Raw genomic sequence first — 13562 nt, forward strand, 5'->3', positions numbered from 1 at the left:
AACCTCATGAAACAGAATGCATGGAAGCAACAGTTTTTTATCGACAAGATGCCTGCCTGCCCGTTGCACGGCGATTGGTTGTCCTTTTGCCTGGTAGATGAAACGGGAAACGGCAAGGCCTATGGCGGCCTGCCTTACACTCTCCTGGACAGTGCAGGGCAGCAATATAAAGGGCGTTTGGATGGGAGCGGGTTTGCCAAGCTAGAGGGTATTTATTGTGGCCCGGTAATCCTTTTGATGGACGAGCCTTATTCGGGAGGAGAAGCGCCTTACCGCCGGCTTATGTCGCGGCCTAATTACGCGTTACCCATTACGGAGCTTCAAGTACGCGCAGAGCAAACATGTTTTCAGAACAAGGATGGTCAGCGTGTCGAAAATAACCCGGCACGGCAAAAAGCAGATCGTTTTTATCAGGTGGAGGTAAGCGATCTGGTTCGCTACAAAGCCCACTTACCTCCGCCGTCGTCTGAAGCTCGCCGTCCCACGCACAATACGCTCAGGCTGATGGCGGACCTGGGGTTCGGTCCTCCTGAATCCTTATTCAAGGGGTTGGCGCTATTGCCGAACCAATTTACGGCATTGGAGATTCGTCCTCTACGAGCGCTACGGCCGATCATTTCCACGGATGATCAGTTTTGTGCATTGAACCTTTACCAGCTGGCGCTTATGGCCACATTGAGTTACTGCGAATTTGGCCAGGATCCTCCAACGGGAGGTGGGGATACGGTCAGTTTTCCGCTGAGCCCAAGTATAGGAAACGTGTTTGTAGAGCAGTTGTCGTGTTACCGGGAAGCTTGGAAGTTCGACTCAGAACAAGTGCAGCGGTTTTATCCATTGTATGAAGACGTCGCCTACTCCCGTCGCTTTGAGATTTTGCCCTTTGATCCTCTTTTGTATGAGCGCAATCAACCGCCTGGTGAGCATCCGGAGCGTATACATTTTTTTAACGACGTTGAATCCGGCACTGACACTCAAGCTTTCATCTGTCATCACGATGAGGTTGTACTTATAGCTGTGCGTGGTACGGCCAGTGGCGCAGATGCTTTGCGGGATGCAGATGCTCATCAAGTCCCTTTCGTCGAAGGTGCAGGTAAAGCTCATCGAGGTTTTTACCAAGGATTTAAGGCCCTGTATCATTTTGTCCTGGATTACCTTTCGCGATACCACATTGATCAACGCGTGGTCATCTGCGGCCACAGCCTCGGCGGCGCGATTGCGTTGCTACTTGCTGAGGGGCTGCGCCGCCTCCCGGACGCCAACTACAACATCCTGCTCTACACCTACGGTGCGCCCCGCGCCGCCGATTCCGAATTCACCGCAGGCGCCCGCGCCCTGGTCCATCACCGAATCGTCAACCACAATGATCCCGTCCCCAGTGTGCCGGCGCCGTGGATGAACACCACTGCCAAACTCTGGGTGCCAGGCGCCGTCACCTTATTCAGTGCCCCCACCGCCGGCGGCTTGTTGTTTGCCGCTGGCCTGGTACGCGTCGGTGGGAGTGCCTACCAGCACCACGGTGAACAGCAGCACTTCATGCCGATTAGACTTGCCGATGGCACGCACGCCTCGGTGTTGTGGAAACCTGGCTGTGAGTCGATCCAGGAAGCTGGTTGTAATCGAGCGCTGCAGTTACACGGCGACATGCCCGACCGCGATAACCTGTTGCGGCAACTGTTCCAGGCCAACCAGCACTTCATGACCACCAGCTACATTCCCGCAGCCTGGGCGACATTGCGGCGCTGGCAGCAAACCCTGGAGAGCCAGGGGCCTCTGGTGACCGCGAGGGAATTCGAGCTGCTGGATCGCGCCCTCGAAGACATGCGCGAGCAGTTGAGGACCAAACGCCGCGAGCTTGCCCGATTGCGCCCGGCCAATGACCGTAGCCATGAGCACAACGACGCTTTGAACGCCGAGATCGACCGCTTGCACACCAGCCGCGAGCGCCTGGCCAGCCTGCGCTGGCGCCGCCTCGATGCGCGCGATGTGTACGGTAGCCATGCCCACAGTGCCAATCTGCAACTGGGTCTCAAACGCTGGTTCACTCACCGGGAAAACCGCGCCTTGTCCCAGGTGGCCAGTGTTCCGTCACCCCTCCACAGCGACCGGGGAAAAGCGCAAATACTGGACATCGACGCGATCGTCTAGCTCAGTGCATTACACAAACTCCACCTGCGCCGGCTGACGTTTCATCAGCACCTTGCCGTTGCGGATCGAATACAACGGCAGGCCCTGGCTACGAATCACCTCATAATCACTGTCTGCCGAGAGCACCAGCAGGTTGGCCGGTCGACCGGGTTCCAGGCCGTACCGGTCGCCGAGGGCCATGGCCTTGGCGCTGTTATCGGTGACCAGGTCCAGGGCGTTCTGCAGGTTGCGGTAGCCGAGCATATGGCAGATGTGCAAACCGGCTTCCAATACACGCAGGATGTTGCCGTTGCCCAACGGGTACCAGGGGTCGACGATGGAGTCCTGGCCGAAACACACGTTCATGCCGGCCTCGAGCAGTTCGTTGACGCGTGTGACGCCCCGGCGTTTGGGGAAGCTGTCAAAGCGGCCTTGCAAGTGGATACTTTCGGTGGGGCAGGAGACGAAGCTGATGCCGGAGTGACCCAGCAGGCGAAACAGTTTGGCGCAGTAGGCGTTGTCGTAGGAGCCCATGGCGGTGGTGTGGCTGGCGGTGACGCGAGCCCCCATGTCGCGGCTGCGTGCTTCCTCGGCCAGCACTTCAAGAAAGCGTGAGTGCGGGTCATCGGTTTCGTCGCAGTGGACATCCACCAGGCAGCCGGTGCGTTCGGCCAGGTCCATGAGGAACTTCACCGAGCTCACCCCTTGATCGCGGGTGTACTCGAAGTGGGGGATGCCGCCGATGACGTCGGCGCCCAGGCGAATGGCTTCTTCCATCAGTTCACGGCCATTGCGGAAAGACTCGATGCCTTCCTGGGGAAAGGCAACGATTTGCAGGTCGATCAGGTGCGAGCTTTCTTCGCGCACTCGCAGCATGGCTTTGAGCGCGGTGAGGTCCGGGTCGGTCACGTCGACGTGGGTGCGCACATGCTGGATACCGTGGGCGGCGAGGGCCTGGATGGTTTTTTTGGCGCGGGTTTTGGTGTCTTCCTCCGTGATGGTGGCTTTGCGTTCTCCCCAGCATTCGATGCCTTCGAACAGGGTGCCGCTCATGTTCCAGCGTGGTTCGCCGGCGGTAAGGGTGGCGTCCAGGTGAATATGCGGTTCGACGAAGGGCGGGATCACCAGATTGCCGGCGGCATCCAGGTCGCCGGTCATTAAGGCCGGTATGCTTGTTTGTGCAGTGATGCTGGCGATCCGGCCATGTTCCAGGTGCAGATCATGCAGGCCTTCACGGTTGCGCAGGCGGGCATTGATGATGTGCATGGGCAAGTTCCTCTTGGCTAAATTCAATCAGGCGGCCATCAGGTTACCATTGGCAGTGCTCAGGCTCATGCCGGGGCGTCGGCCAGAGGTTCGCGCACGCGCAGTAAAGCGATGAGCAGCATGTAGGTGAGTGACGCGGCAGCGATCCCCACCAGCGGTGCAACCCAGGGTGAGTTGAACGCCAACAGCGTGCCCACCGCGTACGCCGCCAGCCCGGGCCAATTGAACGCGGGCAGGCGGGCATCCGCCAGGCGTGGGTATTGGCCGCGATAACGGTAGAAGAAGTCCGCCATGATCACGCCGCCAATCGGCGGAATCACCGTGCCCAACAGGATCAGGTACGGCACGAGCATGTCGTACATGCCCAGCAAGGCGAGCAGGGTGCCGATCACTGCACCGGCCAGGGTCACGGTTTTGCGCCGCCGGGTGCGCAGCAGGTTGCAGCCGGCGACGGCGAAGTTGTAGATGGTGTTGTCCTGAGTGCTCCAGATATTGAGCAGCAGCATGGCCATCGCCGCCATGGCGAAACCCTGCAGCAGCAAGACTTCCACTACGTCCGGCTGCTGATAGACGATGGCGCCGTAGGCTCCGATCAATACCATCAGGCCGTTGCCGATAAAAAAGCCGATCAGGCTGGCCAGTACCGCGACCTTGGCCGAGCGAGAAAACCGCGTCCAGTTGGTGGCCTGGGTCGCGCCGCTGACAAAGGTGCCGAACACCAGGGTGATCGCCGTGGACAGGTCCAGCTCGGCGGTCGGCACCACCGCCAGCAGGCCGTCCAGCCCGCCAACCTTTACAGTCGCGACCCACATCGACAGCACCAGCAAAATGCCCATGGCGGGCACCGCGATGTAAGACAGGATTTCCAGCCCTCGATACCCCACGTATGCCGTGGCACAGAACACCAGGCCAAACACCACCATCAATGCCAGCACGCTGCCCTGGCTCAGCTCGAAATACTTGCCCAGTACCACGGCGGCCGTGGCGGTGCCCCAGGCATACCAGCCGATCTGGGTGAAACCGAGGATCAGGTCACTGAGCTTGCTGCCGATTTCACCAAAGCAGAAACGCCCCATCAATACCGAGTTCAAACCGCTCCTGAAGGCGATGTAGCCCAGGCCCGCGGCGTAGATACCCAGCAGCAGGTTACCCAGGGCCACAACGCCGAGCATGTCGGTAAAGCTGAAGGCCACCCCCAACTTGCCGCCGGCAAACATGGTCGCCGTAAAAAACGTGAACCCCAGCAGCACCATGGCCGTGGAGGCCAGGCCCTTGCGCGCATGCAGGGGCACTTCGCTGAGTGGGTAATCGTTACCGGATTCTTGCTGGGTCATGTGCCTTGCTCCCTGAATAATGACGCAGGCCAGTTGCACCGTGCGTGCCAAAACGGCGGCGCGGGTGCATGCGCCCTGGGGCGCCCGGTAGTTATAGCCAAACGCAGGGAAGTCGTCGGCGCAAGGGGAAGTGCTGTCCCATCAAGCGCGAAAGCGGTGCAGCCGTGATACAAATTGGATCAGTGGACGGCAGGCGTAAAAAAACCACCCGCAGGTGGTTTTTTCAACAGTCCAGGACTTACTCGCCGCGATAGATACATCCGCTGGTGCACGTCTCATGGATGCGAATCGCGCTGAGTTCCGGCAGCAAGGGTTTCAATTCAGTCCAGATCCACTTGGCCAGCACTTCGCTGGTGGGGTTTTCCAGGCCGGGGATGTCGTTGAGGTAGTTGTGGTCGAGACGCTCGTAGAGCGGCTTGAAAATCGCCTTGATTTCCGAGAAGTCGCGAATCCAGCCGGTATGGGGATCCAGGTCGCCGCTCAAGTGGATCGCCACCTTGAACGAATGCCCGTGCAGGCGTCCGCATTTATGGCCGTCGGGGACGTGGGGCAGGCGGTGGGCGGATTCGAACGTAAACTCTTTGAAGATTTCCACGGTATTTTCAGCTCGGTCAGGTATCTGGCAGGCGGCGAGTTTAACAGCTTGACCCGTCGCCGCGCATACCGCTGGGTCAAAGTGCTTGCAAACGCTCGCCCAGTCCCCCGTTGTCCGCCAGCTGCAGAAACTCATCGCCCAACCGCCGACTCTCGCTCATTGCCGTCTGCCAGTATTTGTTGCGGCTTTTGTCGTCGCCCACGAAGCGCTTGAAGTCGCTACGGTCCGGCAATTTGCCGTGAGGCAAACGGGCCAGGTAGTCCCTGGACGGTGCCAGCAGCAAGACATCCTGCAAACCCTGTGGATTGCTGCGCCGCCAGGGCAGGCCTTTGTCGAACCAGCCGGGAATGACCCGGTCGGTAAAGTGCGGGTACAACACGATATCGTCGCCGCAGTAGGGCAGGTCGAGGTGGTAGTCCAACAAGCCGCCGTCGCGGTAGGTTCCGGCGCCTGCACCGGGCAGGTCGCGTACGCCCTGCATCACCATGGGAATCGAGCCGGACGCCAGCAGCGCCTGGCGCAGGTTGGCCATTTCCAGTGCAAGGAAGCGCGACGGAAAATCCTTCAGCGGGTGCACCGGGGGCGCCTGGCGGGGGTCGTGGACGATCAGGCGTTCGAAATGCCGCGACAACCGTGCGCGGCCGCGCAGGTTATCGGCGATCACCGAGGACAGGCCCAGGCCCAGCCGGCCTCGGTGGTCATCGGCGAGCAAGCCGTGGCTTTTCACCACCATGATGTTCAGGCGGTAGTCGGGGTTGTCCAGCACCTGTGCATCGCGGCCGGCCAGCAGGTCGTCGAGCATACGCTCGCAGCTCTGGCTGACTTCGGCCATGGTCACGCCTTTGGCAAAACGCTGTTCGTTATACAGGCGGCCCAGGTCGAGCAAGCCTTGCACCGGGTCGGGCAGGCAAGCGCTGGCAAATCGCCAGGAACCGATGGACGCACCGATCAGCGCGCGCTCCCGAGGCGCACGCGCCAGCCAGTCGCCGAACAGCGCCAGGTCAAGGCCCTGAATGCCCAGGGCCTTGGGGCCGCCGGCCGCGCCGGGAAGGATGCCTACGTCAGCAGGCGCAAGGCCTTGCTCACGAATACGGGCGAAGGCGCGCGTGCCGGCCTTGAGCGTCAGGGCGGGGAATTTGATGTGAATGGCGGTCATACACGTCTCGGGCAGGGGCGAGGGTGCTCGCGAAAAACGTTAACGATAATGGTTGTATCCAGAGTAAACAGTATGGCGTGGGAGATCGAAGCGAAATTGCCATGGTGGCAATTCAGTTTCAGTTAAGTTGCCGCGCGTACCGTGATCAGGTGTAGGAAAAACATCCTGAAACGGAGACTCATCATGAAGCGCCTTACAGCGCTGGTCGCCGCCGGTATCATTGCATCCTCGGTCACGCAGGGCTGGGCAATGGACCCCGACAAACCGCTGAAATTGCCTGGCACTGTTACCATTGTCGCCTTCGATCAGCTTGAAGCCACGGCCCTGGCCTTGCATCCGGGTTCCACCTTGCTGGGCACTGACCTGGACGAGGAGTACGGCAAGTACGTCTACCAGGTCGAACTGGAAGATGCCCATGGCCTTGAGTGGGACGTTGAATTGGATGCGCTCACCGGGCACGTTCTCAAGAATCATCAGGACACGTAATGACGCTATATCAACGCGCCGGTAGTCTGGTGCTGCTGGCGCTCCTGGCCTTTTGCTCAAGCCTGGCTGCTCGCGATCTCAATCAGGATGAAGCCTTGGCGCTGCGCCAGCAGGGGGTGATCCTGCCTCTGGAGGACCTGTTGCATACGGCCATGTCACGCTACCCTGGAGCCCGGCTGCTGGAGGCGGAGCTGGAGAAAAAGCATGGCGAATATGCCTATGAAGTGGAACTGGTGACCACCGAAGGCGTGGTGCGCGAAATCAAGCTCGACGCAACCAACGGTACATTGATCAAAGATAAGGAAGACTGATGCGCCTGCTCCTGGTGGAAGACAACGTCCCGCTGGCCGATGAGCTGCTGGCCGGCCTACAGCGCCAAGGCTATGCGGTCGACTGGCTGGCCGACGGGCGCGACGCGGCGTACCAGGGCCGCAGCGAACCCTATGACCTGATTATCCTCGACCTTGGCCTGCCGGGTTTGCCGGGGCTGGAGGTGCTGGCGCAATGGCGCGCGGCAGCCCTGGCCACGCCGGTGCTGGTGCTGACGGCACGGGATTCCTGGGCAGAACGTATCGAAGGGCTCAAGGCCGGCGCCGATGATTACCTGAGCAAGCCGTTTCACCCCGAAGAACTGCACCTGCGCATTCAGGCGCTGTTACGAAGGTCTCACGGGCATGCCAACCAACCGACCCTGCAAGCCGCCGGCCTGCACCTGGACGAAGGCCGCCAGTGCGTGCTGCGCGACGGTGACGAGATCCAGCTCACGGCCGCCGAGTTCCGCCTGTTGCGTTATTTCATGCTGCACCCCGAACAGATCCTGTCGAAAAGCCATCTGGCAGAGCATCTTTATGACGGCGAGACCGAGCGCGACTCCAACGTGCTGGAAGTCCACGTCAATCATCTGCGCCGCAAGCTGGGGCGCAGCGTGATCGAAACCCGGCGCGGCCAGGGTTACCGGTTTGGCGCCAGCCCTGCATGAAATCGATCCAGCGGCGCTTGAGCCTGGGATTGATCAGCGTGCTGGTGATCGTCGGCGTGGTGCTGGCGCAAACCAGCCTGTGGCTGTTCGAAGCCGGTTTGCAGCGTTATCTGGAGGCCGGCCTGCGCAACGACAGCGAAAACCTGCTGGTGGCGCTGGTGCGTGGACCCAACGGCGTACAGTTGGATGAGCATCGCCTGTCGCCCGCCTATCAACGCCCCTTCTCGGGGCATTACTTCCGCATCGATTTTGCCGAAACTCACTGGCGCTCCCGCTCCTTGTGGGACCAGGAACTGCCGACGCTCCCCGAGGCCGGACTCAAGGGCAACCTGCAACTGGGGCCTGAAGGCCAGAAACTGCTGGTATTGCGCTCCGACTACAAACGCTTCGGCCTGCCGATCTCCATCAGCGTGGCGCAGGACTACACGCCGGTACGGGAAAGCTTTCGCCTGATGCGCCAGATCGGCCTGGTACTGGGGCTGGCGGCATTGCTGGTGGTGCTGGTATTGCAACGGATCACCGTGCGCCGCGCCTTGCGCCCGTTGGAAACTGCGCGCAATCAGATTGCTCAGTTGCAGCAGGGCCAGCGTTCGCAACTGGACACCCAGGTGCCGCTGGAGCTGGAGCCGCTGGTGGCGCAGATCAACCATTTGCTGGCACACACCGAAGACAGCCTCAAGCGCTCGCGCAATGCCCTGGGCAACCTGGGGCACGCGCTGAAAACCCCATTGGCGGTGATGTTGAGTGCGGCGTCGAGCGAGGCACTCAGGGATCAGCCGCAGTTGAGCAAGTTGTTGCGCGATCAGCTTGAGCAGGTGCAGCAGCGCCTCAACCGCGAGCTCAATCGCGCGCGCCTGGCTGGCGAAACCCTGCCGGGGGCGTTGTTCGACTGTGAAAAAGAACTGCCGGGGCTGTTGGCCACCCTGAACATGATCCACGGCGAACACCTGGACCTGCGCTACCACGTCGCCCCCGGCCTGCAACTGCCCTGGGACCGTGAAGATTTGCTCGAGTTGCTCGGCAACCTGCTGGACAACGCCTGCAAATGGGCGGATGCCGAAGTACGACTGAGCGTGAGTGAGACGCCGCACAGCTACCTGCTGGCCGTCGAAGACGATGGCCCCGGCATTCCCGAGACCCAGCGTGACCAAGTATTCAGCCGTGGCGCACGCCTGGATGAGCAGGTCGACGGCCACGGTCTGGGGCTGGGCATCGTGCGCGATATCGTCGAGGTGTGGGGCGGGACGTTGCAGTTGCGGGAAAGTGAGTTGGGCGGGCTCAAAGCGTTGATCGAATTGCCCAGGCGGTAGTGCCGATTTAAAAATGTGGGAGGGGGCTTGCCCTAATGCCAGTCAGTTAAGGCGACACCGAACCTGTGGCGAGGGAGCTTGCTCCCGCTGGACTGCGCAGCAGTCCCATTGTTTGGGGCCGCTTCGCGCCCCAGCGGGAGCAAGCTCCCTCGCCACAAGTTAGTTCTCGCTCCTGCTACTTCTTAACTGACTGGCGTTAGGGCTTGCCCCCGATGGTCATAGGTATCTACACAACTTTTTGTAGCATCAGCCTACGGTAACCACGATGCGAAGCGAGTCGCTCTTGATCTTGCTTTTGATCTAGGCGCCCCGTTAAACCACGCTGGCCGGAATCCGACAGTGATTTGGGGGGTAAACCGGCAGGGATGCCGGTTTAGCCGCCCCGCGCCATGGATGGCGCGTGGCGGCGGCCCCCCAAATCACTGTCGGATTACGGGCACACCGAGCCTAGGCGAGGTGCCGAGTGGTGGGGCAAGAGCGTTTTGCTTACTTTTGCGCTTTTCAAAAGTGAGACGCCGTAAGGGCGGAACCCTAAGCCGCCGTTACCGCAGCAACGGATATGTACTCGCCTTGATCCAACATCCTGGTCGGCTGTCAGGCCGCCATCGGGGGCAAGCTGAACTGGCCTAATGATCCCGGACACCTCTTAAGGGCGATATGATTCGCCCAATCAGGAGGTTCCATGCAACAGCGAAAGACCTACACCCACGAGTTCAAGCAACGTGCTGCAAGCATGGTTCTTGATGATAACTGCTCAGTTCCCGACGTCTGTGCATCGATGGACGTTGGCCCTACGGCTCTGCGCCGCTGGGTTGATCAGGTTCGTAAAGAGCGTCACAAAGGGCAGCCAGTGGCAGGTACCAAGGCTATCAGCGACGAACAGCGAGAGCTTCAACAGCTACGAGCCAAGGTCAAGCGCCTGGAGAGTGAGGCTGAAATCTTAAAAAAGGCTACGGCTCTCTTGATGTCGGATCCCGATCGTTTTTCCTGATCGAGGAACTGAGGGAGTCGAGTTCATATCCGACCAGCCTGCTTTGCAGTGCGCTAGGCGTTTCCCGCAGCGCGTTTTATGACTGGCTTAAGCGTCGCTCAGCGCCAAATACCAAGCGTGACGCGCTTAGAGCAAAAGTCGTGCAACTGCATGTCGAAAGCCGAGAAAGCGCAGGTGCACGGATGATCTCTCAGCACTTGAAGGCCCAGCAGATCAAGGTAGGTCGGCATCTGGCCGGAAAACTTATGGCGGAGGCAAATCTGGCCAGCAGACAGCGCCGCCGCCATCAATATCGCTCTAGAGGCGTTGAAGCATTTGTGGCCAAGAACCTGCTTGAGCGTAACTTCGAGCCAACCGCAATTAATCAAGTCTGGTGCGGCGACGTTACCAGCCTAATGGTTGGGAAACGCTGGTATCACTTGGCAGTGGTCATTGATCTGTTCGCCCGCCGAATCGTTGGCTGGGCGTTTTCTCTGATCAATGACGCCAACCTGGTTAGCAAGGCGCTGAGAATGGCGGTGGAGGTTCGAGGCAAACATGCAGGCTTGATGTTTCATTCGGATCAAGGCTGCCAATACACCAGCCAGCTCTTTCAGTCCGCGTTGCTGGAGTATGGGATAACCCAAAGCATGAGCCGCAGAGGGCAGTGCTGGGACAATGCACCAACAGAGCGTTTCTTCGGGACGCTCAAATCAGAGTGGGTGCCCACCAAGGGCTATATGACAGTTGAAGAAGCCAAGCAGGATATGACCAGCTTCTTCATGCGATACAACCGAATCAGGCTCCACAGCTACAACAACTACCTGTCGCCAATAGCCATGGAGCAGGAGGCGGCTTGATCACCGTAATCGGTGTCCGGAAAAACTTGACCAGAACAAGCCCCCTCCCACATTTGGATCGCGGGGCGGCAGTTAGAGAGGCTTCGGCAAGTCGAATCGTCGCACCGCCCCTCCCACATTGGATCCGCGCCAGGATAAGAGTGGTTACACCCTGAACTGATCCATCAACCCCTGCTGCTGATTCGCCAGGCTGTTCAACGCCCGGCTCACCCGCGCCGATTCATTGGCCTGTTCCGACAGCGACTCCGTCACATCCCGAATCGTCGCCACGTTGTGGTTGATCTCTTCGGCCACCGCGCTTTGCTCTTCGGCGGCGCTGGCTATTTGCAGGTTCATGTCGCTGATCACGGTCACGGCGTCACCGATCTGACGTAGCGCGGTGACGGCCTGGCCGACCTGTTCGACGCTGCCTTGGGCTTGGCGGTAGCTGTTGCCCATGGCACCGACCACTTCCTCGGTGCCGCTTTGCAATTGTTCGATCACCACGCGGGTTTCTTCCACCGACTCCTGGGTGCGCCGTGCCAGGTTGCGCACTTCGTCGGCCACCACGGCAAAGCCACGGCCGGCCTCACCGGCGCGGGCTGCCTCGATGGCGGCATTGAGCGCCAGCAGGTTGGTCTGCTCGGCGATGCCGCGAATCACTTCCAGGACCGAGCCGATTTTTTCGCTGCTGCTGGCCAGGCCTTCAACCTGCGCCATGGCCGTACTCATGTCAGCGGCCAGCAAGCCGATGTTGCTGGTGGTCTGATCGATCACGGTCAGGCCATTGCGGGTGGATTGGTCGGCATCGCGGGCGGCTTGCGCTGCCTGGGCTGCGCTACGGGCGACGTCCTGGGCGGTGGCGCTCATTTCGTGGGAGGCGGTGGCCACCTGGTTAACCTGGCGATACTGCTGCTCCATGCCGGCGCTGGTTTCGCTGGCAATCGCGGCGGATCGGTCGGCCGTGCCACGAGCGTCCTGCACCGAGCGTTTGACCTCGGCGATGATCGGCTGCAGCTTGTCGAGGAAACGGTTGAACCAGCCCGCCAGTTGGCCCAGCTCGTCCTGTTTGTCGTAAGCCAGGCGGCGGGTCAGGTCGCCTTCGCCGCTGGCGATGTCCTGGAGCATGTGTGCCACGCCGAGGATCGGCCGGGTCACGCTGCGCGCCATCAACCACACCAGGATCAGACCGACCACGGCGGCCAGCAGGCCCAGCCCGAGTTCCAGCAGGGTGCCCTGGGTATTGTCGGCATCCAACTGGGCCTTGAGCGCCTCGACCGGCGCCACCAGGACTTTTTTCGGCACGTCCAGCAGCACGCCCCACGGCTTGCCGCCGGGGATCGGGGCAAAGGGCGCCAGCACTTTGAGTTGCTGATCGCTACGCAGGCTGCGGGTTTGTGTGCTGCTGGCCAGGGCCATGATCAACTCTGCGCCGTTGGCCGTGTCGACTTGGTCCAGGCGCTGGCTGAGCTTGCTGGCGTCCGGGCTGTAGCCGGCAAGCAAGCCGGTGGGGCTGAGGATGCTGACGTGGGTCTGGCCGTCGTACAGTTTCTGGCTGGCCTGTTGGCTCACGGCCTGCAAGCTGTTGAGGTTGATGTCCACCGACAACGAGGCAATGACTTTGCCGTTGACTATCAGCGGGAAAACGATGCTGGTCATCAGCACGTTCTGCCCGTCGATCACATAAAAGTAAGGTTCGATCACGCACGGCTTGAGGGTGGTGCGCGGGCAGGTGAACCAGGCGTTGGCTTTTTCGCCGCTGGGGCCGACGGAGGTGTCGCTCATGTCGCTTTCGGGCAGCGCCATGGAGGTGATTTTGCCGGGCGTCGGCTGCGACCAGTACAGGGCGAAGCGGCCGGTGTCGTTACTGCCCAGTTCCGCCTGGTTGGCGAACAATTCATCCTTGCCGTCCAGCGCATTGGCTTCGAACACCAGGGACAGGCCGAGCAGGTCGGGGTTGGCCTGGAGCGCAGCCCTGACCTGACGGGTCAGGTCTTCGCGGGTGTCGAAGGCGTCGAGAAAGCGTTTTTCCGCCTGCTCGCGCAAAAACAGCACCTGGCGGGAAAACCCATGGCCGTACTGATAGGCATCCATGAACTGCTGGCGAATGCCCAGCGCCTGCACTTCACCTTGAGCCTCGATGCGCGCCTGGGCGGCCTCATCGAGCATCTGCATGCTGGACGCTTTGACCTGCTCGGAACTCTGCGCCATGCGATACAGCGACAGACCCACCAGCAGGGTCACGATCCCCAGCAGGCAGAGGCCCGCGAGCAGGGTGATTTTCCATTGAATGGAGAGCTGCCTGAGCGACATCGGGACATCCTTTACCTGAATACACATAGAAAATTGTTATCGGCTGCGCTGGTTTTTTCTTTATTCAAACATTCAATTTAACCCTCAAAACGGCGTCGCTTTTTGACATGGCCGCCCGGCTGCTGCAAAGTGCGCGGCCTCTAATAAGACCTCTTTGAGCCCGTACGCTGGCAGCACCTTCAATGGCCGC

At 60.4% G+C, this 13562-nt stretch carries 12 protein-coding genes and 2 pseudogenes; 7 read left to right on the forward strand and 7 right to left on the reverse strand.

Features of this window, described 5'->3' with window-relative positions:
* Positions 1-6: 6 nt before the first annotated feature.
* Complete coding sequence (locus C4J93_RS09790; protein ID WP_124429211.1) at positions 7-2145, forward strand: lipase family protein; 2139 nt, start codon at positions 7-9, stop codon at positions 2143-2145.
* 9 nt (positions 2146-2154) lie between these two features.
* Here the strand turns inward: C4J93_RS09790 and codA are convergent, their stop codons facing one another.
* The 4 genes from codA to C4J93_RS09810 all read right to left on the reverse strand — a co-directional run bounded on the left by codA (position 2155) and on the right by C4J93_RS09810 (position 6475).
* A complete protein-coding gene (gene codA, locus C4J93_RS09795) occupies positions 2155-3390 on the reverse strand; it encodes a cytosine deaminase (RefSeq protein WP_124429212.1) in 1236 nt (411 codons plus the stop codon).
* 65 nt (positions 3391-3455) lie between these two features.
* Positions 3456-4724, reverse strand: a complete 1269-nt coding sequence (gene codB / locus C4J93_RS09800) for a cytosine permease (protein ID WP_124370262.1) — start codon at positions 4722-4724, stop codon at positions 3456-3458.
* A gap of 238 nt (positions 4725-4962) precedes the next feature.
* On the reverse strand, positions 4963-5319 hold the full coding sequence (queD, locus tag C4J93_RS09805) for a 6-carboxytetrahydropterin synthase QueD (RefSeq protein ID WP_017736453.1): 357 nt from the start codon (positions 5317-5319) through the stop codon (positions 4963-4965).
* 76 nt (positions 5320-5395) lie between these two features.
* Positions 5396-6475 (reverse strand): patatin-like phospholipase family protein, encoded by a 1080-nt coding sequence (locus C4J93_RS09810; RefSeq protein ID WP_124429213.1) that lies wholly within the window; start codon positions 6473-6475, stop codon positions 5396-5398.
* A gap of 183 nt (positions 6476-6658) precedes the next feature.
* On the opposite strand from C4J93_RS09810, the gene C4J93_RS09815 reads away from it, so the two are divergent.
* The 4 genes from C4J93_RS09815 to C4J93_RS09830 are packed head-to-tail and all read left to right on the forward strand — an operon-like array spanning position 6659 to position 9250.
* The gene (locus C4J93_RS09815) at positions 6659-6961 is read left to right on the forward strand and encodes a PepSY domain-containing protein (protein ID WP_124403649.1); all 303 of its coding nucleotides are present in this window, start codon (positions 6659-6661) and stop codon (positions 6959-6961) included.
* Positions 6961-7272 (forward strand): PepSY domain-containing protein, encoded by a 312-nt coding sequence (locus C4J93_RS09820; RefSeq protein ID WP_124429214.1) that lies wholly within the window; start codon positions 6961-6963, stop codon positions 7270-7272. Before C4J93_RS09815 ends, C4J93_RS09820 begins: the two co-directional genes overlap by 1 nt.
* A complete protein-coding gene (locus C4J93_RS09825; RefSeq protein ID WP_124370264.1) occupies positions 7272-7940 on the forward strand; it encodes a response regulator transcription factor in 669 nt (222 codons plus the stop codon). The genes C4J93_RS09820 and C4J93_RS09825 overlap by 1 nt, the downstream gene beginning before the upstream one ends.
* A complete protein-coding gene (locus C4J93_RS09830) occupies positions 7937-9250 on the forward strand; it encodes a sensor histidine kinase (protein ID WP_124429215.1) in 1314 nt (437 codons plus the stop codon). Before C4J93_RS09825 ends, C4J93_RS09830 begins: the two co-directional genes overlap by 4 nt.
* A 62-nt stretch (positions 9251-9312) precedes the next feature.
* Here C4J93_RS09830 and C4J93_RS27630 read toward each other — a convergent pair.
* Positions 9313-9408, reverse strand: a pseudogene (locus C4J93_RS27630) (N-acetyltransferase); the annotation flags it as partial.
* 524 nt (positions 9409-9932) lie between these two features.
* Between C4J93_RS27630 and C4J93_RS27365 the strand changes: the two are divergent.
* Both C4J93_RS27365 and C4J93_RS09835 read left to right on the forward strand, forming a co-directional pair.
* Positions 9933-10241 carry a transposase gene (locus C4J93_RS27365; RefSeq protein WP_256658866.1) on the forward strand — a complete coding sequence of 103 codons (309 nt, stop codon included), beginning with the start codon at positions 9933-9935 and terminating at the stop codon, positions 10239-10241.
* Positions 10242-10249: 8 nt separating this feature from the next.
* Positions 10250-11080, forward strand: a complete 831-nt coding sequence (locus C4J93_RS09835; protein WP_256660183.1) for an IS3 family transposase — start codon at positions 10250-10252, stop codon at positions 11078-11080.
* Positions 11081-11224: 144 nt separating this feature from the next.
* On the opposite strand, the gene C4J93_RS27635 is transcribed toward C4J93_RS09835, so the two are convergent.
* Both C4J93_RS27635 and C4J93_RS27640 read right to left on the reverse strand, forming a co-directional pair.
* Positions 11225-11980, reverse strand: a complete 756-nt coding sequence (locus C4J93_RS27635) for a methyl-accepting chemotaxis protein (RefSeq protein ID WP_372238176.1) — start codon at positions 11978-11980, stop codon at positions 11225-11227.
* Positions 11981-12130: 150 nt separating this feature from the next.
* A pseudogene (locus C4J93_RS27640) lies at positions 12131-13399 on the reverse strand (chemotaxis protein); the annotation flags it as partial.
* Between the last annotated feature and the right edge of the window lie 163 nt (positions 13400-13562).

Origin of the sequence: Pseudomonas sp. R2-37-08W (assembly GCF_003851705.1) — a bacterium.
GTDB lineage: Bacteria > Pseudomonadota > Gammaproteobacteria > Pseudomonadales > Pseudomonadaceae > Aquipseudomonas.

What these genes read in the sequence shown, in the direction of transcription:
- C4J93_RS09790 (WP_124429211.1), top strand. Translation starts at nt 7, where the DNA reads ATGAAACAGAATGCATGGAAGCAACAGTTTTTTATCGACAAGATGCCT.
- codA (WP_124429212.1), bottom strand. Translation starts at nt 3,390, where the DNA reads ATGCACATCATCAATGCCCGCCTGCGCAACCGTGAAGGCCTGCATGAT.
- codB (WP_124370262.1), bottom strand. Translation starts at nt 4,724, where the DNA reads ATGACCCAGCAAGAATCCGGTAACGATTACCCACTCAGCGAAGTGCCC.
- C4J93_RS09810 (WP_124429213.1), bottom strand. Translation starts at nt 6,475, where the DNA reads ATGACCGCCATTCACATCAAATTCCCCGCCCTGACGCTCAAGGCCGGC.
- C4J93_RS09815 (WP_124403649.1), top strand. Translation starts at nt 6,659, where the DNA reads ATGAAGCGCCTTACAGCGCTGGTCGCCGCCGGTATCATTGCATCCTCG.
- C4J93_RS09820 (WP_124429214.1), top strand. Translation starts at nt 6,961, where the DNA reads ATGACGCTATATCAACGCGCCGGTAGTCTGGTGCTGCTGGCGCTCCTG.
- C4J93_RS09825 (WP_124370264.1), top strand. Translation starts at nt 7,272, where the DNA reads ATGCGCCTGCTCCTGGTGGAAGACAACGTCCCGCTGGCCGATGAGCTG.
- C4J93_RS09830 (WP_124429215.1), top strand. Translation starts at nt 7,937, where the DNA reads ATGAAATCGATCCAGCGGCGCTTGAGCCTGGGATTGATCAGCGTGCTG.
- C4J93_RS27365 (WP_256658866.1), top strand. Translation starts at nt 9,933, where the DNA reads ATGCAACAGCGAAAGACCTACACCCACGAGTTCAAGCAACGTGCTGCA.
- C4J93_RS27635 (WP_372238176.1), bottom strand. Translation starts at nt 11,980, where the DNA reads ATGGAGCAGCAGTATCGCCAGGTTAACCAGGTGGCCACCGCCTCCCAC.